Origin of the sequence: Pseudomonas sp. S3E12, assembly GCF_001702295.1 — a bacterium.
Classification (GTDB): Bacteria; Pseudomonadota; Gammaproteobacteria; order Pseudomonadales; family Pseudomonadaceae; genus Aquipseudomonas; species Aquipseudomonas marginalis.
In genome coordinates this window covers 283,836-303,470 of record NZ_MBDT01000035.1, presented here as the reverse complement: position 1 = coordinate 303,470, position 19,635 = coordinate 283,836, and the positions used below count along the sequence as shown (strand labels likewise).

Sequence of the window (19,635 nt, the reverse complement as noted above, 5' to 3'; positions counted from 1 at the left end):
CCGCTAAAGATACCCGATTTGCTTAATAGCCTGAGCCGGGTCGACACTCAGGCGACGTCCCCCCCCGACCTCAGGGCTGCTTACGATAAAACCCGGTCAGATAGTCCTGGCTGTCCGGCGCCGAGTTGTGCTCGATCACGGCAAAACCCTTCACCAGTTGGATATGATACGGCCCGGCCCGAGGGGGCGCCTGTGGTGCGCGCACGATGATCAGGTTTGCGGTTTCCATCGGCACGCGTTGGTGCGTAGTGATGATGATCTTGTCGGTGCCGGTGTCTTTGAGCGTCACGCTGAGTTCCGCCACTTCCCGGCCCTGGGCATCGCGTTCGGGAAGGATTTTCAGGTCCAGGTCACCGTCGCGGTCGAGGAAGTCGTCGCGCATCTGGTAATGGCCATCGCGCTGGTCGCGGGCCACGTCGCCGAGTTTGTTGTACTCAGGCTCCCGGTCCTGCCTGTGCAGTTGAATCTGCAGTTCGGGCTGGTCGCCGCTGGCGCCACTGACCCAGGTGCCCGCGTAGTCATAAGGTTCGACGGTTTCCCGCGTGATGCGCCAGATGCCGGTTTGACGGCCGTCATCGGCATATTCGTGCAGGTAGATAAACGACTGATCGCCGTATTCCCCCTGATCCCCCACCAGTTTGATCGGCTTGCCGCTACCGCTTTTGGTGTAGCGCAACTCACCGATCAGCACCGCGCCCTGTTGCTGGTACCAGAGCTGCACCGGGATCTTGCCGTTGAGGGTGCCGGCCAGGAACTCGGGGTCTTCGTTGACCGGCCCTTCCAGCCTGGGCGTTTCCAGCCATTGGCCGTCCTTCCACTCACCGGTGGTGCGCAACATGTAGCCGCTGGGCATGCTGTTGTTGGCGTCATCGTCCGTCGCCGGCACTTCCGCCTGGGTGTACGCGCTGAGTCGCACCAGTTTGCCGTCGCGCATCTGATAGCGGCTGGCGCGGGTCCAGCAGCAACCCCGGTCGGTCTGCGAATGGATAATGCCGTCCTCGGGATTGATCGAAAACATCCCACCGGAGGTCTCGTTGGCCAGGTCGGTCAAGGGACCATTCAGCACCCAGTGGGACGTGTGCGGGTCTTGCAGATACACGTCGTAACTGGACTGGAAGTCCTTGTCTGCACCGGTGCCATTGCGGATCGCCAGGTCCTGGCGGCCATCCTGGTTGATATCGGCGAAGTACACCACGCCGTTCTCCCCCATCAGGCGCCAGTCCACGGTTCTGCCTTGCTGGTCCAGCGGCACCTGGGCATCCGGGGTCTGCAATTGCTGAAGGATTTCGAGGGAGCTTTTATCGCGCAGGGTGATGAGCGCCGGCGCCAGGTGCTGCAAGTCCTGCGGCACCTCCGGGAACAACACCTCGACCAGGTATTGACCGCTGGGGTCATTGACCGAGAACGAACGGGGCTCGGCCATGACGGGAGCGGCCAGGGCCAGGGAGAGGAGTACACCGCTGAGTCGCGTACGCATCCAACGCATCCTTGCTGAAATTCGGGGGCGGCAGTGTAAAGGCAAATGGCGAAGGCTTCGAACAAATCGCTGTTTAGGCGCACTCAATGGCTGCTATGTTTTGTGCCTCACGAGCCAAAGGACGCGCCATGGAACCGTTAGCCACCAACGCTGCATTGGTGCTCATCGACATGCAGCAGGGCATGAATGACCCGAAGCTCGGGCGCCGCAACAACCCGCAGGCCGAGCAGCAGTTGCAGCAATTGCTCGGCGCCTGGCGGCAGTCGGGTCGGCCTGTGGTGCACGTCAGGCACATCTCCCGTACCCCCGGCTCGGTATTCTGGCCGGGCCAGCCGGGCTGCGAATTTCAGCCTGCGCTGCAACCGCTGGCCCACGAACACGTGGTGGAAAAAAACGTACCCTGTGCCTTCATCGCCACCGGGTTGGAACGCTGGCTGCACGCGCGCTCGATCAAGCAACTGGTGATCGCCGGGGTGATCACCAACAACTCCGTCGAAGCAACCGCACGCACAGGCGGCAACCTGGGCTTTGACGTGCTCGTCGCCGCAGACGCCTGCTACACCTTCGATCAAACCGATGGGTCCGGGCGCCTGTGGCCAGCGGAGGACGTGCACGCGCTGTCGCTGAGCAACCTGGCCATGGACTACGCCAGGGTGGCCGAGACGGCCGGGATTCTCGGCGCTATGCGCTGAACACGCCGGCTTGCACCAGCATGTCAACCAGCGCTTCAGGCCAGACCGTTTCCTCGGTGGCACGCAACGCCTGAGCCGACCACCAATGATGGTCCGCCATCACCTGGGTCTCTTCCAGCGTCCACTCAGCCCTGGACAGTTCGGTGCTGGCGGTGTGCACCACAAAGTAGTGCTCGACGGCCGACACCGTTTCACCGCTGGGCAGCATCAGCGCAAACCGGCGCTCGGCGATAGGCGCGGCAACGGCCTGCACCTGGATACCGGTTTCCTCGCGCAGCTCGCGGATTGCAGCGGCCTCGAAAGTCTCCCCCGGTTCGACACCGCCGCCAGGGGTAGCCCAGTAATTTTGACCGGCCAGTGCGCCGTCTTTATGGATGAACCTGAAGAGCAGTACTTCGTGCGCGGGGTTGATCACCAGCAGTCGTGCAGCCTTTCGTTCACGCATGGGTCTTCCTTGGGGTCGGGGGTTGATGAGCCTGCAGATACGCCCTCAGCATCAAGGTGGTTTGCTGCTCCAGCGCAGCCTCGAACGCAGGCGCGGCGTTCCCCTCAAGCAGGGTGCGCACCGGGCCGACGATGGCACTCAGCGAGATCGCCGCGACCAGGCCAGGGTCGTCAAAGTGGGCGTCGGACGCCGTTGCCAGCATGGCTGCAATCGCGCCCACCATTCGCAGGTTGATACGTGCGACCAACTCCGGCCCGCCGCGTTCGGCTGCGATCGCATACAGCGCCTTGGATACCGCCTGTTCGCGCAATTTTGCGGTGAGTAATGCCTTGACCAGGCCGCCCGCCATCTCCGCAACCGACGCGCCCTGAAGCCCGGAGCACGCCAGTTCGACGCTATCGGCCACGCGCACCAGGTGTTTTTCCAGAATGGCGGCGAGCAACGCATCGCGATTTGGGTAGTACTGGTAGAGACTGCCCACCGACATTCCCGCGCGCTCCGCCACCCGCGTAGTGGTGCAGCGCACCAGGCCCTGCTGGGTCAAAACCTGAAGGGTTGCCTCATGCAATGCTTCGACGGTTGCCGCGGAGCGTGCTTGAACCGCTGATTTTCTTGGTTTCAATGACGCTTTGACGGTGCTCATGGAATGCGAATTCCAAAATCTGAAGGATCCTTCATATTAGGGCCTTATTCAGTTCAAGCAAGAGCAGCAGTCATGAGCAACCTGGCAAGCAGCGGTACCTTCACCCTTGGCGACCATAAGGTCAACCGCATCGGCTACGGCACAATGCAACTGGCTGGGCCGGGTGTATTCGGCCCGCCCAAGGACCGGGATGCGGCCCTGGCGGTACTGCGTGAGGCCGTCGCAGCCGGTGTGAACCATATCGATACCAGCGATTTCTACGGACCGCACGTCACCAACCAAATTATCCGCGAGGCACTGCATCCTTACCGGGACGACCTCACGATCGTCACCAAGATCGGCGCCCGTCGCGACGATCAAGGTGGATGGCATGGCGCAGCATCGAAGGCGGAACTGACCCAGGCCGTGCATGACAACTTGCGTAACCTGGGCCTGGACGTGCTGGATGTGGTCAATTTCCGTTGCACCCACAACCTGATGGGCACGGCAGAAGGCTCGATCGCAGCGCCCCTGGCCGCACTCGCCGAACTGCAACAGCAGGGCCTGGTACGCCATATCGGCATCAGCAACGTCACGCCGACGCAAGTGGCCGAAGCCCGTGGCCTGATTGAGTTCGTCTGCGTGCAGAACCTGTACAACATCGCCCACCAACACGACAACGCCTTGATCGATGAGCTGGCCAGGGACGGCATCGCCTATGTACCGTTCTTCCCCCTAGGCGGATTTACCCCGGTCCAATCATCGACACTGACTAACGTTGCCCAGCGCCTGGGCGTAACGCCAAAGCAACTGGCCCTGGCGTGGTTGCTGCGTCGCTCAGCGAATATCCTGCTGATTCCGGGGACCTCATCGGTCGCTCATTTGCGAGAAAACCTCGCCGTAGCCGAACTGGACCTGACGGACGACGTGCTGGCAGAACTGAACGACATCGCAGGGTAAACGCATCAGCCTGCCAGTAATTGCGCGATAGCCTTACGCAGATCCCCATGCACGTCTTCCGCGTACGGCAACGCATTTTTCCAGTCATAAAACCAAACGGGCATCTTGCGCTTGTCATCCGGTTCCGAGGCGTAGCGCGGGAAAATATGGCAATGCAACTCCGGCTCCGAATTGCCCAGGATCTCGTAGTTCATCCGCAATGCACCGCTGGCTTGCAGCACCGCGTCGCCGATGCGCGCCATGTCGAGCAGGTAGATCGCGCGGGCGTCGGCATCCAGGTCGTTCAGGCTGGCGACCACCGGGTCGGGCAATAGCAGGCAGTAGCCAGGCAGGAATTGCACATCGCCCATCACTGCCCAGCCTGAGGGCATGCGGCAGATGACTTTGTCGTTAGTGCCGTTGCGGGCCTGTTCTACGCGTTCCATGATCAGCGGCATACCCTGTCCTTGCGTTAGGTGAGTGCGGGCTGCATCTTAACCATCGTCGACATTTTCAGCACTGGAAACAGCCCATGCGCATAGCCTGCCTTCATACCGCCGCCAGCAATATCAGCGTGTTTGAAACCGCCGCGAAAGCACTGGGTATCGGCGCTGATGTGCTACGCCATGAAGTGCGCGCCGACCTGTTGGCTGCTGCCGAAAACGCCGGTCATCTGAGCGCCGACATATGCGCATCCACCGCATCAGCCCTGCTTGCACTGGCTGAACAGGCCGACGCCGTGGTGCTCACCTGCTCGACCCTGGGTCCGGTCGTTGAAGGTATCTGCAGCAGTGTCCCGATCCTGAGGACAGACGAAGCGCTGGCCGCCTCGGCGGTGCAGGATGGCGGAAAAATTGCGGTGCTGTGCGCGGTGGAAACCACCCTCGAACCTACCGCGCGGCTGTTTCACAAGGCCGCGCTGCAATCGAACGCGGTCGTCGAAGTGCGGCTGGTTCCGGGGGCATGGCGCTTATTCAAGGCGGGTGACATCGACGGCTACCTGGCGACAATCGCCAGAGCTGCCGATGCCGCCTATAGGGATGGAATGACACGGGTTGCGCTGGGCCAGGCGTCGATGAGCGCGGCCGCCGTGCAGGTAACGGCCGGCCCGCTGCCCCTCACCAGCGCAGCGGCCGGGCTGGCGGCCGCTATGCGGGCCGTTGCCCTCAGTGCGGTTGTGCAACCATTGCACGCCAGGCCTGAACGCTAGGTCGCTCGTTGACCCTGGCCTGCCAGGCGCGCAGGGCTTCACACGTCTGCGGCACCGGCAATTGCACCAGGTCCGCGAAGATCATGCCGCCGAGTAACGCGATATCGGCCATTGAGAAGGCATCGCCCGCCACAAAATCGCGGGTCTTGAGCACGTTATCGAAATAGTGCATCCCCCTGACCGCCTTGTCCCGCATGCGCATGCCCCATTCGGCGTTCTGATAAAGCTCTACCTCAGGCCCAAGCCCAGGGGTGGCATGATGGAAATACACGCTGACCGCATCCATCAATTCAATCTCTGCGCGCTTGGTCATCATGTGGATCAGGCCTTGCTCGGTCGGCGTCCTGCCGGTGAGGGTCGGGTTGCCATCGAGCGTGTCCAGGTACTGGGTGATAGCCGTGCATTCAGCGATGAACGTGCCGTCGTCCAGTTGCAGCACTGGCAGGGTGCCGGAGTAGTTGAGGGCCAGGAACTCAGGTTGTTTGTGCTCCCCTTTCCATAGGTTGACCGACACGAACTCAACGCGCGGCAACAGATTTTTCTCGGCCAGCGCTATACGAACGCGCGCTGGATAGGGGCCGTTGTACCAATCATAAATTTTCATCAACGGCGGTTGGGATACGTCGGGTTGTGGTTGTTGGAACGTCATGATTTGCTCGCCTACCTGTCAAGTGGTAGGTAGAGACTGGAGGTATTATTTCAGACTGTCAAGCATTACCTACCAGTTGGCAGGTAAAACCTTATCAGCGTAGAATTCGCCCCTCCCCACACTGAAGAGCAATCCACACGTGAGTGAAAATGCCCGCGAAGCGATTCTGGAGGCCGCCAGACTCGCCGCTCAGCACTACGGCTACAGTGGCATCAACTTCCGCAGCATCGGCGAAACGGTGGGGATCAAGAACGCCAGTATCTATTACCACTTCCCGAGCAAAGCCGATCTCGGCGCAGCCGTTGCCAGGCGCTATTGGGAAGACGCTGCCAACGCCCTCGCGGCGATACGCAGTGAGAACCCGGATCCGCTGCAGTGCCTGCGTGCTTATCCGAGCATCTTTCGAAAATCACTCGAAGACGGCAACCGCTTGTGCCTCTCCAGCTTTATGGCGGCCGAATATAAGGACCTGCCCGAGCCGGTGAAGGAAGAGATACTGACGTTTGCCAATATCAACGTAGCCTGGCTGGCGGCGTTGCTTGCTGAGCTCGAACCCGCCGGTGCAGAGGCCTGCGAGCGTCGCGCGCGTGCCATCTACACCGCCATTGCCGGCGCGCAGTTGATTGCCCGAACCCGGGCCGATCTCAGTTTGTACGACGAACTGGTCCAGAGTTATCGGGACGCGGGGCTTATCCCGGCGTGACAAGCTGGAGCCCTGCCGGCGACAGGTAGCGCTCCAGCAATGGCCCCATCGCTGTTGGCCCAACAACACTGCTTGGACAGCTTGTGCTGAATCAACACACGCCCCCTCCCCCAAAAATCCACATATCCCCTTGAAATAAAGGCATTTAATCCTCTGGCATGACGCGTGCAATCGCCTTCGCATACTGACGAAGGATACCCCCATGCCCCAGACACTGCCCCAGGCGCTGTTGCGCCAAGCCCACACCCGAGGGTCAGCGATTGCCTTGCGCTTCAAGCGCCTGGGTATCTGGCATGAGCGCAGCTGGAGCGCGGTGGCTGACGAGGTCAGCCAGCTCGCCGCCGCCTTGCATCAGCGCCGCTTCGGGCCTGACGATAACCTGTTGATCCTCAGCCAGGCGCGCCCCGAAGCGTTGCTGCTGGCGCTGGCCGCACAATGGCTGGGCGCCAGCGTCACGCTGCTCGACCCGGACCGCGACAACCGGGCGCTGCTGGCCGGGCTGCGACCGCGCTTCGTGCTCGTGCAAGACCTGGAAGCGCTGCAACAACTCGGCGAACGCGGGGTGGTGGTGTTTCTTGACGGGCGTGGCCTGAGCCAGTTCGCAGACGCCGATTTGATCGACTATGCCGAGCTGCGTGCCGATGCACCGCCACCCGCCCACGCCCCGCAGCCGAGCGACACCGCCTTCGTCTTTCATGCCGACACCTCCCTGCACTTGACCCATGGGCAACTGCTCGCGGGCGGCCGGACGCTGGTCGACCGCGAACACCTCGGCGCCGACGACGAAGCCCTGGCCGCACGGGTGTTTGCCGCCAGCGGGCAGGCACGCTACCTGCTGGCGCCCTGGCTGCACGCGGGCTTTCGGCTGAACTTCCCCGAGGCCCTCGCCACCCGCGACACCGACCGCCGCGAGCTGGGCCCGACCCTGGTGCTGGGCACCCGCGAATCCTATGGGCGCCTGGAGCAATGGGTGCGTGAACGCCTGCCACTGCCGGGCAGCATCAGCCATCGTTTATACGACTGGGCCATGCAGCCGACCCCCTCCCCCGTGCGCCGCTGGCTGGGCCATTGGCTGGTGCGTCGCCCGTTGCTGGATGTACTGGGCATGAGCCGCCTGCGCGTGCCCTTGCTGGTCGGGCCGCCACTGCATCCGGAAAGTGCCGCCTTCTTTGCGGCCCTGGGCATTCGTCCCGGCCATTGGCAAGAGCCGTCCACCCGCCACGAACCCAGCGACCACTTGCTGCCTCAATCTGCCTGACGAGCCTTTTATGCCCACACCCACTGAAGCGGTATTACTGCGGCTCGATGACATTTCCCTGTCGTTCAAGGGCATCAAGGCCATCACCTCCATCAGTTTCGAGGTCAAGGCCGGTGACATCTGTGGCCTGATCGGCCCCAACGGCGCGGGTAAAAGCTCGCTGCTCAACGTGATCAACGGGGTCTACCACCCCCAGGGCGGCAGCATCCGCTATGCCGGCCAGACCCGGCGGCGCATGCGCGCGCACCAGGCGGCCGAGGGCGGGATTGCGCGGACCTTCCAGAATATCGCGCTGTTCAAGGGCATGAGCGTGCTCGACAACGTGCTCACCGGGCGCAACCTCAAGCGCCGCAGCAGTTGGCTGGAACAGATGCTGCGCCTGGGCCGCGCGCCACGGGAGGACGACGCCCACCGCCTGCACGCGGAAAAGGTGATTGCCTTCCTGCAGATCCATCCCTGGCGCCACGTGCTGGTCGGCACCCTGCCCTATGGCCTGCAAAAACGTGTCGAACTGGCCCGCGCCCTGGCCGCCGAACCGACCCTGCTGTTGCTGGATGAACCCATGGCCGGCATGAACGCCCAGGAGAAAGCCCAGATGAGCCAGTTTATCCGCGACATCAACCGCGAGTTCGGCACCACCGTGGTGTTGATCGAGCACGACATCGGCGTGGTCATGGGCTTGTGCGACCACGTGGTGGTCCTCGACTACGGTCGCAAGATCGGCGACGGCACCCCGCAACAGGTGCGCGCCAACCCCGATGTCATCGCCGCCTACCTGGGTACCTGAACATGGAATTTTTCTTCGAAGTGCTGATCGGCGGGCTGCTGGCGGGCGTGATGTATGCCCTGGTGGCGATTGGTTTTGTGCTGATCTACAAGGCCTCCGGCGTGTTCAATTTTGCCCAGGGCGCCATGGTGCTGTTCGCCGCGCTGACGTTTGTCAGCCTGTTGGAGCGCGGCTTCCCGTTTGCCTGGGCGTTCCTGATCACCCTGGCGAGCATGGTGGTGCTGGCACTGCTGATCGAAAAAGTGGTGCTGCGGCCCTTGGTCAATCGTCCACCGATCATCCTCTTCATGGCGACCCTCGGGCTGTCCTACATGATCGAAGGCTTTGCGCAGTTCCTCTGGGGTGCGCAGGTGCACGGGCTGGACCTCGGCATCGCGGACGAACCGCTGGAAATCCGCGGCATGCTGCTTTCGCAATTCGACCTGTTTGCCGCCGGCACCGCCGCCGCGCTGGTGATCGTGCTGTCGCTGCTGTTCAACAGGACGCGGGTGGGCCTGTCGTTGCGGGCGGTGGCCGATGACCCGCTGGCGTCCATGGCCATCGGTATTCGCCTGCCGCGCATCTGGGCGTTGGTGTGGGCGGTGGCCGGGTTCGTCGGGCTGGTGGCCGGGTTGCTCTGGGGCGCACGCCTGGGGGTGCAGTTCTCGCTCTCGCTGGTGGTGCTCAAGGCGCTGCCGGTGCTGATCATCGGCGGGTTCTCGTCCATCGGTGGGGCGATTGTCGGCGGCCTGATCATCGGTGCGGCGGAGAAGATCGCCGAGATCTACCTCGGCCCGATCATCGGCAGCGGCATCGAGAACTGGGTGCCCTACGTCCTCGCGTTGCTGTTCCTGCTGGTGCGGCCTGCCGGGTTGTTCGGCGAGCGCGCCATCGAACGGGTTTGATTGTCCTTGGGGAAATGCCTGCATGTTGTATCAAGAAGTCGGTCAAATCAGCACCTCCTACGCGGCCGAGCGTCGCACCTTTCGCCTGCGCCAGGACCGCGTCGCGCTGTGGCTGCTGCTGGGCGTGGCGTTCTTTGCGGTGCCCTGGCTGGGCAATGACTACTGGTTCAGCGCAATCCTGGTGCCGCTGCTGGTGCTGTCGCTGGCCGGGCTTGGGCTCAACCTGCTGACGGGCTACGCCGGGCAACTTTCACTCGGCTCGGCGGCGTTCATGGCGGTGGGCGCGTTTGCCGCCTACAACCTGCAGTTGCGGGTGCCCGGCCTGCCGCTGCTGGTGAGCTTTGCCCAGGGTGGCGTGATCGCCGCCGCGGTGGCGGTGTTCTTCGGCTTGCCGAGCCTGCGCATCAAGGGCTTTTACCTGCTGGTGGCGACCCTGGCCGCGCAGTTCGTGGTGGAGTGGGTGCTCACCCGCTTCAGCTGGTTTACCAACGACAACGCCTCGGGCGTGATCACCTCACCGCCGCTGCTGATTGCCGGGCTGGATTTCAGCTCACCGCGTGGCCGCTACGTGCTGACGCTGGCCGTGGTGGTGACGCTGTTCTGGCTGGGCAAGAACCTGGTGCGCAGCGAACTGGGCCGCAACTGGATGGCGGTGCGCGACATGGACACCGCCGCTGCGGTCATCGGCATTCGCCTGTTGAAGGCCAAGCTGCTGGCGTTTGCCATCAGCGGCTTCTACCTGGGCATCGCCGGTTCACTGTGGGCGTTCGCCTACCTGGGCACGGTCGAGCCCCACGGCTTTGACCTGAGCCGCTCGTTCCAGGTGTTGTTCATCATCATTATCGGCGGCCTGGGCAGCGTGCTCGGCAACGTCCTTGGCGCGGCATTCATCGTGTTGTTCCCGATCCTGCTGGCCAATCTCTTCGCGCTGTTGCCCGCTGGACTGATGGATGCCGGACAGCTGGAAAACATCCAGAAGATGCTGTTTGGCGCGCTGATCATCGCGTTTTTGATCAAGGAACCGGAGGGGTTGGCCCGTCTGTGGCAGCGCTTTCGTCAACGGGCCAGGGTTTGGCCGCTGCGTTACTGAACTCAATAACCCCCCAGGAATGACCTCCATGACACACCGCTTATCGCTGCGCCGCCTGGCCTTGGGCCTGGCCCTGATCACCGCCGGGCTCACGGCCGGCGCCCAGGCTGCCAACGAACAATATTTCCCGTTGCAGAGCTACCGGGTCGGTCCGTACGCCGCCGGTGGCACCGGTTTCTTCGGGGGCTTTATCGACTACCTGCAATACATCAATGCCAAGGGCGGGGTGAACGGCGTCAAGCTGACCTGGAGCGAATGCGAGACCGAGTACGTGGTGGAAAAAGGCGTCGAATGCTATGAGCGCCTCAAGGGTGGGCTTAACGGTGCACCGGCCGCCGCCACCAACCCGCTGTCAGTCGGCATCGCCTATGCCACCCTGGACCGCTCCACCGCCGACAAACTGCCGCTGATCACCATCAACCATGGCCGCACCGACTCTACCGACGGCAGCGTGTTCCCCTACGTGTTCCCGCTGCAGCTCAACCCGTATTCGGAAGTCTCGGCGATCATCAACTACATCGGCCAACGCGAAGGCGGCGCCGACAAGCTCAAGGGCAAGAAAATCGCCGTGCTCTACCACGGCTCGCCCTACGGCAAGGAAACCAATGGCGTGCTCGAAACCCTGGCGAAAAACGCCGGCTTCGAACTGACCCTGCTGGAAGTGCCGCACCCCGGCAACGAGCAGCAATCGCAGTGGCTGAACATCCGGCGCCTCAAGCCCGACTGGGTGATCCTGCGCGGCTGGGGTGTGATGAACCCGGTGGCGCTCAAGTCCGCGCAGAAAGTCGGCTACCCGGCCGATCACATCATCGGCAATATCTGGAGCAACTCCGAAGAAGACGTGGTACCGGCCGGTGCCGCCGCCAAAGGCTTTATCTCGATCACCACCCACCCGTCGGGCACCGACTTCCCGGTGCTGCAAGGGATCAAGCAAAGCGTGGTAGACGCCGGTAAGGGCAACCTGGCCGACCCCAAGCGTTTCGGCACCGTGTATTACAACCTGGGCGTGGTCAACGGCATCCTCAACGTCGAAGCCCTGCGCCTGGCCCAGGAAAAATACGGGCAAAAACCATTGACCGGCGAGCAGGTACGCTGGGGCTTCGAACACCTGAACCTCGACGACGCACGCCTGCAGGCCCTGGGCGCCAAGGGCCTGGTGCAACCGCTGAAACTCTCCTGCGCCGACCACGAAGGCGGCGGCGCCGTGCGCTTCCAGCAATGGGATGGCCAACGCTGGAACCTGATCAGCGACTGGGTACAGGCCGACCGCGCCTTGCTGCGGCCGATCATCGAAGCCTCGGCGGCGCAGTACGCCAAGGAGAAAGGCATCACGCCGCGGGATTGCAGCAAAGAGCAGTAAGCCCGAAATAGACCGTTGTTGAGCGCTCACCCGGAGTGGGTAGTACCGCCCAGGCGCTCAGCAACCCAATCGGCAATCCAGGCGCCGGCGTTCGAGGTGTTGTCCAGGCTGCTGTGGTGGATACCGCCTTCACGCGGGGTGAACACCTTCAATTCGCGATCCGGGCTGTTGGTGAGTTGGTCATAGGACTGATGCGCGTACGCCAGCGGAATCTGTCGGTCGGCCTCGCCATGACTCACCAGGAACGGCACCTTGATACGCTCCATTACCCCGTTGAGGTGCACCTGCTCGGCGAGCGTCATGAACGCCTCCATGCTGCTCGCACCCCACACCCAGCACACGTGCTCCCAGTAGTGCGGCACCGGTCGTTCACCTTCGCGGGCCAGGCGGCGCTTCTGCATTTCGCCCCAGTTATGGTTCGCCCCCCACACTGCGCCCAGGGCGAAGCGCGGTTCGAACGCTACAGCGCGCGGGCAGTAATACCCACCCAGGGACACCCCCAGCAAGCCGATACGCAGCGGGTCGATTTCGCGGCGGGTTTGCAGGTAGTCCATCAGCGGGCTGGCCCACAGTTCGGTGTTGACGACTGCGGTCATGCCATGCAGGCGCAGGGCTTCGCCGGTGCCGGGCTGGTCGATGAACAGGCTGGAGATGCCGCGTTTGGCAAGCAATTGCGGGAACAGCCCGGCGCGATGGACCATCTCCTTGGTGCTGTCCAGGCCATTGATCACCACCAGACACGGCGCCGCGTCAGTTACGCCCTCAGCCGGGGTGAACAGCCCGGCGAGATGGGCACCGTCGTAGGGAATTTCAAACCGCCGGGTATTTTCGCCAGACAGTTCGACGCCTTCGGCGAAGGTGCGCAGAAACTTGGCGTACAACGCTTTGCGAGGCGCATGACCGTGAGCCTGCATACGCTCGGCAGTGATGAAATACACCGCCGCGCGGTTCAACTTGTCACCGGCGCTGAGCCACCTGCCGGCCGCCTTGTCTTCCTGCGCCAAGGCCACCAGGTTGTCGCCTCCAGCCTCCCAGGCGGCCATAAACGCCCGGGTGCCCGCATCGTCACCCTGGCGGGCTACCTCCAGCAGCGGCCGGCACATGGTGTCGATCTCGCCGATCTTGCCGCCCATCTCGATGGCTGCCGCAACTGCCAGGCTCCACACATAATTGGTTTCGAAATACTGGAACATGCTCATGGGTCAATCCTTGTGAAAATCAGCGGCGCATAGCCGGGAATTCGCCCTGGTAAAAGGTCACGTCCCAGGGAATGTCGTCCTGCATGAACGCAGGCGGGTTGCCCATCCACTGGGCCGTGCCGAAGCGAAACTCCCATTCGCGCGGTACCCAACTGTCGTCGAGGTAATCGGTGTCGGCGCCGTACTCGGCCTCACCACCGGTGGGTGAGTTGAAGTAGCAGAAGATTGCCGAAGCGATGCGGTGGCGGCCGGTACCGAGAAAGCCATGCTGCCAACCGCGTCGGGTCATGTAATTGGAGCCGACCATCACCTCGTCGAAGTCCTCGACCCCGAAGCAGGTGTGATGAAAACGCGGCACCCCGCCCGCCCCCGGTGCCTTGTTATTGAGCAGGAAGGTGTTGTGGTGCTCATTGGCACCGTCGGCGCGCAGGTAGGTACCCACGCCTTTCTGATGGTCGGACAGGCGAAAGTTCAGACGGTCGCGAAAGAACGCAAAGCTCTGCCAATAGTCATCCACGGCAAACACCACGTGGTTGATGGTTTTAGGTCGAGCCCGCGTGCGCCATTTGCGGTGCTGGTTGAGACGGTTGACGTTGCCGGCAGCGTTGACCGGGTCGGGGGCGTAAGTAACTTTCCTGCGGTTGAACACGCGAAGCCCCAAGGCCTGGCCGCAATCGCTGAGAAAGTGCCAGGCATCATCATCGCCCAGGAGAACCTCACGGTCGCTGGACAAGTCGGCGACCAGCCGCGCCAGGTTTTCAGCGTTGTCCACGCCCCAGATGGTCTCCTTCACACCGAAGCCTTCGTAGCGCGACGCCGGAATAGAGGGGTGATGCATTTCGCGCACGATAATGGTCGAGCCTTCCTCCAGTCGATACAGGCTTTCCTGATCGTTGGCACTGAGGCGCACCAGGCCGAAATCATCAAAGAAGCGCGAGGCCAGGGCCAGGTCCTCGACGCCATACAACAGGGTGTCGATGCCGATGATCGCCATCTCAGGTCTCCTGGAAAGTGAAATTGCGCTGCATGGTTGTGTCCTCATCAAACAGGGGTCTAAGGCCAGAGTAAGAAGCCCGGCCCATGCCGACTAATCGTTTGTCGACATGGGTTCTATCCATGGCGTGGATGGCTTCAGACGCCCGCCATGGAGTGCGACGAATCAGTGACGGCTGTTCAAACCCAGCATCTCGTCGAATTGCACATGCAACAGCAGCCCGGCGGCATAACCATCGCGCGGGTTGACGCCGGTGTAGGGGTTCAACCAACTGCTGGCTCCCCACGTACGCAGCACGAAGGGGCTGAGAACGATGCTGTCGGTGAGGATGAAGTTGGCGTCCAGCGCGACCGCATACTCGTTGCGCCCGGGGCGGTAACTGCCACCGCCCGATGCCGCGTGAGCCTCTTCAAGGAAGCGTTGCTCGCGACTGGTCAGTTGTGCCCAGTTGACGTTCACCGAATAGCTGTCGAACGGTCGGCTGCGAAAGGGTGCGGAAAGAATCAGCCCTGCGTTGCCTTGGGTGCCGACGCCATTGGTGGTGCCTTCATCAAGTGTGTGGGTCAAGCTGGCATAGGCTGCTACCGCTGTTGGGTTGAGGTCTTGGGTGGCGCCGCCGTCCTGGCGCCAGACGGTTTTCTTGGCGCCCAGGTAGAAACCTGTCACGCCCTTGCGGGTATCGGCAGCGGCAGTTGTGTCAGTGACTTTCGAAGTGCCGTTGACCGTGAAATAGGGGTCGGTCTGTTGCCCGTTATTGTGAAAGCCCAGCACCTCGAACGTTTGCGGGTAGGCTTGCATGCGATAGTCGGTGCGATAGGCCAGGTTCGCCAGGTACACCGTACTCAAGGTACCGCCACTTTCGCCGACGTCGCGCTCCCAGCCGTTGGTGAAAGGATAGGCATTGTTGCTGCGCCACGCACCGACCTGCGCGCGCACGGCGGGGCTGAAATCGTAGCCGACGCGCGCACCCCAGTTGGCGTAGGGCGGCGGGTTGATACCGGCCGTGTCCTGCAGGATCGCGTTCACGCATCCCAGCGGCACGTTGCACAGCGGCAGCGCAAAGTAGTTGCCGGCGTTGCTCTTGCCCGCTTCGATGGACAGCTTGTCGTCGAGCAATTTCTGCTCGTAGGTGAACAGGCTCAGGTGGCTGACATTCGGAATGTAAGGGCCCGGTTTACCGGCAATCACATCACCCACCTGCCCACCGTAGTCCAGGTTGCTGGTCCAGGGCACGTACAGCTGCTCGAAGTGGATCGTCCCACCGGGCAGGCCAATGAGCTTGTCGAGGTTGAAGTCGGCGCCGATGGCAAAGATGGTCAGTGACTCGTGGTTACCGGTGTACAGGCCGGCGCTGGGGTTGCGCAGGTAAATCTCAGTCATCGACAGGTGCGGGCTCACACCATGGTCGTTGAGCCACTTGCCCTGCGCTTCAAGAAGCTTGCCACTTTTGGGTGGCACATTGGGCTCCACATTCAATACGCGCGGACCGACTTTTTCATTCGGGTACTCGTCGCTCGGCGCGGCGGCAGCCAGGGCGGGGCCTGCCGTCACGATGATCAATGCACAACCAACCGCCATTCGAATCGTCATGTTCAGTCTCTTTTGTTGTTTTTATGAGATAAGGGGGGCCTGCTCCGGTACCAGGGCACCGGAGTGTTCGGTCATTCCAGGGTCAGGCGTCTTCGAGATTGACGCCGGTCAGGCGCAGGTTGCGTGCCGCCCGGCACTTCACCAGGCTGGCGCCGAGTGCCAGCAGTACCACCGGCAGGCAGAGCCAGCCGGCCCAGCCAATGGTGGTGGCCAGGCTTCCGCTGACCTTGCCAACGGCCACGACCAGGATCGGGCTGAAAAACATGCCCAGGCAGTAGCTGCCGTACCACATGCCAGTGCCCAACCCGCGGCGCTGCCACGGCAGTTCACGCATGTTCCAGATGGCCAGGGTGGGCAACATCAGGCCGCAGCCCAGGCCGTTGATCAGTGCAACAACCATGATTGCCTGCCAGGTGTGCATCGCCGGAATCAACAGAAAGCTGGTAGCGATCAGGCCAAAGGCCAGGGCCAGGCAATGGGGGGTGCGCAGGCCCAGGCGAGTCAGCAGGTGCACGCTAAGAGTACCCAGCACGATCATCACGCTGCACGCCGACGCGACGAGGCCGGCGGTCTGCGGCGACGGTTCGCCGATGTCCCCGAGCAGATAGGCCATCTGGATCTGCAGGATCATGAACATGACCGCGCCGATGAAGGTCACCACACAAATCCCCAGCATCAGCAACGGCCGAAAGCTCACGTTGTTGCGCGCCTGCTCTTCGTCCGACGCCATGCTGGCGGCGCGCGGTTCCCACAGCATGACCTTGCTCAATAGCGCCAGTGCCAGGGGCACCGCGTAGACCACATAGGGCATGCGCCAGCCAAGTTCACCCAAGGCGCCGCCTACCATGAAGAACAGGATCGCCGACGACGACGCAAAGGTGGTTTGCAGCGCCAGGTACTTCTGGCGTTGCGCACCGCTGTAGTAGTCGCCGATCAGCATGGTGCTGATGGTCACCACCACCGCCTCCACGCAGCCCAGGGCGATACGACTGACGATGATTGCGTAGAGCGAGTCGAGGAACATCGGCATCAGGCCGAACACGCCGTAGCCGACAATCGACGCCACCAGCAATTGCTTGCGCCCATACCGATCGGCCAACACGCCCACCAGCGGGCTGAGCAACGCCACCAGCAAGCCGGGAATAGTCAGTGCCACCGGGATCAGGAACTCGACGTTAGGCACGTCGGAAAAATGCGCCTGCATCTGTGGCAGGCTCGGCGCTACCACGATGGCCGCCATCGGTGACAGACAGTTGATCAACAACAACAGGTACGTCGCGAGGGTCGCCTTTGACTGGGTGACGCGGGTAGGAGCGTTCATGGTCTCTCCGGATTGTTATTATTAAAGGGTGAAACGCACGCTGGGGTATTACAACTGCAGGGTTCGCTCGATCAGTTGTTCGATGCCTCCGTCATGGCGCAAGCCCAGGGCTTCGGATGCCTCGGCATGCAAGGGCGGGTAGCGGCCGAAATTCGCCTCCAGGTGTTCATCAGGCTGGTACTCCACCTGTGCACGGCGGTCTTCGCCGAAACGCCTGCACAGCCCGTCGACCAACTGCGCCATACTCAGGTGCAACACCGGCAGCGCGAACACTCGCCGCGCCACCAGTCGCTCGGGCGCCAGCGTAGCGGCGTGCAGCAGGTTATCGACACAGCGTGCCGCCGACATCCACCAGGCCTGCGCCTGCGGCGATACCGGGCACTCGAAACGCGTGCCCGCCGCCAGCGCCCAGAACACCTCGCTCATGAACGCCGACAACAACCCGGAAGGTTGCGGCGGTCGGGCCACAATGCCCGGTAAGCGCAGGCTGATGCCATCGATCCAGCCACGGCGGCTGAAATCATCGATCAGCAACTCACCCATCAATTTCTGGGTGGCGTAACTCAATTGCGGGTGCAGGCGCGTGTGGTCGTCTACCGCGGTCGGCAAGGGCGAGCCATACACTGCGATGGTGCTGGCGAACACTACACGCGCCGGGCTGGGTTGATCCTTGAGCCCTTCCAGCAACGCCAGCGTGGCGTCCAGGTTGACTCGACGGCCCAGGCTGTAGTCGCGCTCGGCGGCCCCACCGGGGATGCTCGCCAAATGGAAGGCGATATCGACCGGCGTTTCCAGGGCATCGGCCAGCAACCGCAGGTCGGCGATACTGCCGGCAAGGCAGCGCACGCGGGGGTCCGGCGGTATCTGAGGAAACGCCAGGTCCAGCAGGGTCAAACGTGTCCAGCCCGGCAGTGCATAGGGATCGGCCAGTAAGCGACGTACCAGGGTGGCGCCCACAAAACCATTGGCGCCGGTGATCAATACATGCATGTCAGTGCTCCTGCACGGGGGCTGGAACAAACCGGTGATCGATGGCGCCGAACAGGCTTTGCCCGTCCAGGCCAAAGATTTCAAAGCGCAAACGGTCGCCGAATTTCAGGAAAGGCGTGTTCGCCTCACCCTGCTCGATCACTTCTATTGCACGTCGCTCGGCCAGGCAGGCCGAGCCTTTGGCGGTGTAGTCACGGTTGGAGAAGGTGCCCGAGCCCAGCACCGTACCGGCGCGCAAGTTGCGGGTACGAGCCAGGTGCATTACCAGTTCCGGGAAGCTGAAGTCCATTTCATCGCCGTTGGGTTCGCCGAAACGCTGGCCGTTGCACTGCACATGCAGCGGCAGCTTGACGCGGCCGTCGTGCCAGGCTTCGCCCAGTTCATCCGGGGTGACCGCCACCGGCGCAAACACCGTACTGGGTTTGGCCCGCAGTGGACCGAAACCGATACTCACCTCCTTGAACAGATGCGCGCGCAGGCTCACGTCGTTGAGCAGCATCAGCAACTTGATATGCCCCGCCGCTGCCGTTGGCTGAATGCCCATGGGCACATCATCAAGCACCACTGCTACCTCGCCCTCGAAATCGATCTGGTGGTCCTCGCCGGGCACCGGGTAATCGTCGCAGGCACCGAAGAAATCGTCCCCGGCGCCCTGGTAGATGATAGGCACGCCGGGATCTTTCTTGATGTCCAGATTGTACGCACGCTCCATCAGGCTGCCGTGGTTGAGGAACGACGAGGCATCGGCCCATTGGTAGGCACGGGGCAGCGGTGCCATGGCCGCGCGCGGGTCAAAAGCGAACGCCTGGGGTGCCCGGCCTGCGTTAAGTGCTGCGGACAACTGCTGCAATGCCGGTTCGCAGCGGGTCCATTCTTCCAGCGCAGCCTGCAGGGTGCCGGCGATTCCACTGGCCAGCACCGCGCGGCCCAGGTCGCGACTGACAACCACCAAGCGCCCATCGCGGGTGTGATCCTTCAGGGTTGCAAGTTTCATCGGTGTGCTCCTGGCCCGGACCACAGGGCCGGGCATTCAATGAGTTCCAGCAGATTGCCGCTGTTGTCGCGCACAAAGCCCATGGGGGTGCCTTCGATGACCGTTTCGAAAACGATGTCGGCACCTTTGCCGCGCAACGCGTGGAAGGCAGTCGCGGCATCCTGCACGGCAAAGCACAAGTGCTTGTGGCCGTGGGTCTTGAGGTCCAGGTGCGGCTCGCGACGCTCGCTCGGTAACGGGTGCGCTTGGTCCAGCTGGAACAGCTCGATGCGGTAGTCGCCGCAGCGGATAAAGGCGATATGCGCCGGGATCCGGTCAATGTAGGCGCGGCTTTCCAGCTCGAAACCGAGCATCAGCCGGTACCAGCCGATGGACGCCTCCAGGTCGGGGACGCTGATCCCGCCGTGGTGGGGTTTGATCGCAAACATGGC

Annotated in this window: 21 protein-coding genes; 9 read left to right on the top strand and 12 right to left on the bottom strand. The window is 62.6% G+C overall.

Annotated elements, in window-relative coordinates; translation table 11 throughout:
* Positions 1-70: 70 nt before the first annotated feature.
* Entirely contained in the window at positions 71-1,477 is a 1,407-nt protein-coding gene (locus BB029_RS30560) for a hypothetical protein (RefSeq protein ID WP_065942115.1), read from the bottom strand.
* 128 nt (positions 1,478-1,605) lie between these two features.
* Between BB029_RS30560 and BB029_RS30555 the strand changes: the two genes are divergently transcribed.
* The gene (locus tag BB029_RS30555; protein WP_065942114.1) at positions 1,606-2,169 is read left to right on the top strand and encodes a cysteine hydrolase family protein; all 564 of its coding nucleotides are present in this window, start codon (positions 1,606-1,608) and stop codon (positions 2,167-2,169) included.
* Here BB029_RS30555 and BB029_RS30550 read toward each other — a convergent pair.
* The gene (locus BB029_RS30550) at positions 2,159-2,614 is read right to left on the bottom strand and encodes an NUDIX hydrolase (protein ID WP_065942113.1); all 456 of its coding nucleotides are present in this window, start codon (positions 2,612-2,614) and stop codon (positions 2,159-2,161) included. The genes BB029_RS30555 and BB029_RS30550 overlap by 11 nt on opposite strands.
* Positions 2,607-3,257 carry a TetR/AcrR family transcriptional regulator gene (locus BB029_RS30545; protein WP_065942112.1) on the bottom strand — a complete coding sequence of 217 codons (651 nt, stop codon included), beginning with the start codon at positions 3,255-3,257 and terminating at the stop codon, positions 2,607-2,609. Before BB029_RS30545 ends, BB029_RS30550 begins: the two co-directional genes overlap by 8 nt.
* Positions 3,258-3,329: 72 nt before the next feature.
* Here BB029_RS30545 and BB029_RS30540 point away from each other — a divergent pair, with 72 nt between their 5' ends.
* Positions 3,330-4,196 (top strand): aldo/keto reductase family oxidoreductase, encoded by an 867-nt coding sequence (locus tag BB029_RS30540; protein WP_065942111.1) that lies wholly within the window; start codon positions 3,330-3,332, stop codon positions 4,194-4,196.
* A gap of 5 nt (positions 4,197-4,201) precedes the next feature.
* Here the strand turns inward: BB029_RS30540 and BB029_RS30535 are convergent, their stop codons facing one another.
* Positions 4,202-4,633: an HIT family protein gene (locus BB029_RS30535; protein ID WP_065942110.1), complete on the bottom strand. Its 432-nt coding sequence runs from the start codon at positions 4,631-4,633 to the stop codon at positions 4,202-4,204.
* Positions 4,634-4,707: 74 nt separating this feature from the next.
* On the opposite strand from BB029_RS30535, the gene BB029_RS30530 reads away from it, so the two are divergent.
* Positions 4,708-5,385, top strand: a complete 678-nt coding sequence (locus tag BB029_RS30530; RefSeq protein ID WP_065942109.1) for an aspartate/glutamate racemase family protein — start codon at positions 4,708-4,710, stop codon at positions 5,383-5,385.
* Here the strand turns inward: BB029_RS30530 and BB029_RS30525 are convergent.
* Positions 5,342-6,034: a glutathione S-transferase family protein gene (locus BB029_RS30525; RefSeq protein ID WP_065942108.1), complete on the bottom strand. Its 693-nt coding sequence runs from the start codon at positions 6,032-6,034 to the stop codon at positions 5,342-5,344. The genes BB029_RS30530 and BB029_RS30525 overlap by 44 nt on opposite strands.
* A gap of 139 nt (positions 6,035-6,173) precedes the next feature.
* Here BB029_RS30525 and BB029_RS30520 point away from each other — a divergent pair, with 139 nt between their 5' ends.
* From BB029_RS30520 to BB029_RS30495, 6 genes are all read left to right on the top strand, one after another.
* Entirely contained in the window at positions 6,174-6,737 is a 564-nt protein-coding gene (locus tag BB029_RS30520) for a TetR/AcrR family transcriptional regulator (protein ID WP_065942107.1), read from the top strand.
* 202 nt (positions 6,738-6,939) lie between these two features.
* Entirely contained in the window at positions 6,940-7,995 is a 1,056-nt protein-coding gene (locus BB029_RS30515) for an AMP-binding protein (RefSeq protein ID WP_065942106.1), read from the top strand.
* Positions 7,996-8,005: 10 nt separating this feature from the next.
* The gene (locus BB029_RS30510) at positions 8,006-8,782 is read left to right on the top strand and encodes an ABC transporter ATP-binding protein (protein ID WP_065928065.1); all 777 of its coding nucleotides are present in this window, start codon (positions 8,006-8,008) and stop codon (positions 8,780-8,782) included.
* 2 nt (positions 8,783-8,784) lie between these two features.
* Positions 8,785-9,666: a branched-chain amino acid ABC transporter permease gene (locus tag BB029_RS30505; RefSeq protein WP_065942105.1), complete on the top strand. Its 882-nt coding sequence runs from the start codon at positions 8,785-8,787 to the stop codon at positions 9,664-9,666.
* A gap of 22 nt (positions 9,667-9,688) precedes the next feature.
* On the top strand, positions 9,689-10,756 hold the full coding sequence (locus tag BB029_RS30500) for a branched-chain amino acid ABC transporter permease (protein WP_065942104.1): 1,068 nt from the start codon (positions 9,689-9,691) through the stop codon (positions 10,754-10,756).
* A 28-nt stretch (positions 10,757-10,784) separates the two neighbouring features.
* Positions 10,785-12,116 (top strand): ABC transporter substrate-binding protein, encoded by a 1,332-nt coding sequence (locus BB029_RS30495; protein ID WP_027608469.1) that lies wholly within the window; start codon positions 10,785-10,787, stop codon positions 12,114-12,116.
* Positions 12,117-12,142: 26 nt separating this feature from the next.
* Here BB029_RS30495 and BB029_RS30490 read toward each other — a convergent pair whose 3' ends face one another.
* The 7 genes from BB029_RS30490 to BB029_RS30460 all read right to left on the bottom strand — a co-directional run bounded on the left by BB029_RS30490 (position 12,143) and on the right by BB029_RS30460 (position 19,632).
* Positions 12,143-13,309 (bottom strand): S9 family peptidase, encoded by a 1,167-nt coding sequence (locus tag BB029_RS30490; protein WP_065942128.1) that lies wholly within the window; start codon positions 13,307-13,309, stop codon positions 12,143-12,145.
* A gap of 25 nt (positions 13,310-13,334) precedes the next feature.
* A complete protein-coding gene (locus BB029_RS30485; RefSeq protein WP_027608471.1) occupies positions 13,335-14,309 on the bottom strand; it encodes a VOC family protein in 975 nt (324 codons plus the stop codon).
* A gap of 165 nt (positions 14,310-14,474) precedes the next feature.
* Entirely contained in the window at positions 14,475-15,899 is a 1,425-nt protein-coding gene (locus BB029_RS30480) for a carbohydrate porin (RefSeq protein ID WP_065942103.1), read from the bottom strand.
* Positions 15,900-15,981: 82 nt separating this feature from the next.
* Positions 15,982-17,220 carry an MFS transporter gene (locus BB029_RS30475; protein WP_027608473.1) on the bottom strand — a complete coding sequence of 413 codons (1,239 nt, stop codon included), beginning with the start codon at positions 17,218-17,220 and terminating at the stop codon, positions 15,982-15,984.
* Positions 17,221-17,268: 48 nt separating this feature from the next.
* A complete protein-coding gene (locus tag BB029_RS30470; protein ID WP_065942102.1) occupies positions 17,269-18,210 on the bottom strand; it encodes an NAD-dependent epimerase/dehydratase family protein in 942 nt (313 codons plus the stop codon).
* Between the two features lies 1 nt (position 18,211).
* Positions 18,212-19,204: a fumarylacetoacetate hydrolase family protein gene (locus tag BB029_RS30465; protein WP_065942101.1), complete on the bottom strand. Its 993-nt coding sequence runs from the start codon at positions 19,202-19,204 to the stop codon at positions 18,212-18,214.
* Positions 19,201-19,632, bottom strand: a complete 432-nt coding sequence (locus BB029_RS30460) for a VOC family protein (protein WP_065942100.1) — start codon at positions 19,630-19,632, stop codon at positions 19,201-19,203. The genes BB029_RS30465 and BB029_RS30460 overlap by 4 nt, the downstream gene beginning before the upstream one ends.
* Positions 19,633-19,635: the final 3 nt, after the last annotated feature.

Coding starts and splice junctions, on each gene's coding strand:
- BB029_RS30550 (WP_065942113.1), bottom strand. CDS start 2,614: ATGCGTGAACGAAAGGCTGCACGACTGCTGGTGATCAACCCCGCGCAC.
- BB029_RS30495 (WP_027608469.1), top strand. CDS start 10,785: ATGACACACCGCTTATCGCTGCGCCGCCTGGCCTTGGGCCTGGCCCTG.
- BB029_RS30530 (WP_065942109.1), top strand. CDS start 4,708: ATGCGCATAGCCTGCCTTCATACCGCCGCCAGCAATATCAGCGTGTTT.
- BB029_RS30460 (WP_065942100.1), bottom strand. CDS start 19,632: ATGTTTGCGATCAAACCCCACCACGGCGGGATCAGCGTCCCCGACCTG.
- BB029_RS30540 (WP_065942111.1), top strand. CDS start 3,330: ATGAGCAACCTGGCAAGCAGCGGTACCTTCACCCTTGGCGACCATAAG.
- BB029_RS30560 (WP_065942115.1), bottom strand. CDS start 1,477: ATGCGTACGCGACTCAGCGGTGTACTCCTCTCCCTGGCCCTGGCCGCT.
- BB029_RS30485 (WP_027608471.1), bottom strand. CDS start 14,309: ATGGCGATCATCGGCATCGACACCCTGTTGTATGGCGTCGAGGACCTG.
- BB029_RS30515 (WP_065942106.1), top strand. CDS start 6,940: ATGCCCCAGACACTGCCCCAGGCGCTGTTGCGCCAAGCCCACACCCGA.
- BB029_RS30475 (WP_027608473.1), bottom strand. CDS start 17,220: ATGAACGCTCCTACCCGCGTCACCCAGTCAAAGGCGACCCTCGCGACG.
- BB029_RS30525 (WP_065942108.1), bottom strand. CDS start 6,034: ATGACGTTCCAACAACCACAACCCGACGTATCCCAACCGCCGTTGATG.
- BB029_RS30555 (WP_065942114.1), top strand. CDS start 1,606: ATGGAACCGTTAGCCACCAACGCTGCATTGGTGCTCATCGACATGCAG.
- BB029_RS30535 (WP_065942110.1), bottom strand. CDS start 4,633: ATGCCGCTGATCATGGAACGCGTAGAACAGGCCCGCAACGGCACTAAC.
- BB029_RS30545 (WP_065942112.1), bottom strand. CDS start 3,257: ATGAGCACCGTCAAAGCGTCATTGAAACCAAGAAAATCAGCGGTTCAA.
- BB029_RS30465 (WP_065942101.1), bottom strand. CDS start 19,204: ATGAAACTTGCAACCCTGAAGGATCACACCCGCGATGGGCGCTTGGTG.
- BB029_RS30510 (WP_065928065.1), top strand. CDS start 8,006: ATGCCCACACCCACTGAAGCGGTATTACTGCGGCTCGATGACATTTCC.
- BB029_RS30505 (WP_065942105.1), top strand. CDS start 8,785: ATGGAATTTTTCTTCGAAGTGCTGATCGGCGGGCTGCTGGCGGGCGTG.
- BB029_RS30470 (WP_065942102.1), bottom strand. CDS start 18,210: ATGCATGTATTGATCACCGGCGCCAATGGTTTTGTGGGCGCCACCCTG.
- BB029_RS30500 (WP_065942104.1), top strand. CDS start 9,689: ATGTTGTATCAAGAAGTCGGTCAAATCAGCACCTCCTACGCGGCCGAG.
- BB029_RS30490 (WP_065942128.1), bottom strand. CDS start 13,309: ATGTTCCAGTATTTCGAAACCAATTATGTGTGGAGCCTGGCAGTTGCG.
- BB029_RS30480 (WP_065942103.1), bottom strand. CDS start 15,899: ATGACGATTCGAATGGCGGTTGGTTGTGCATTGATCATCGTGACGGCA.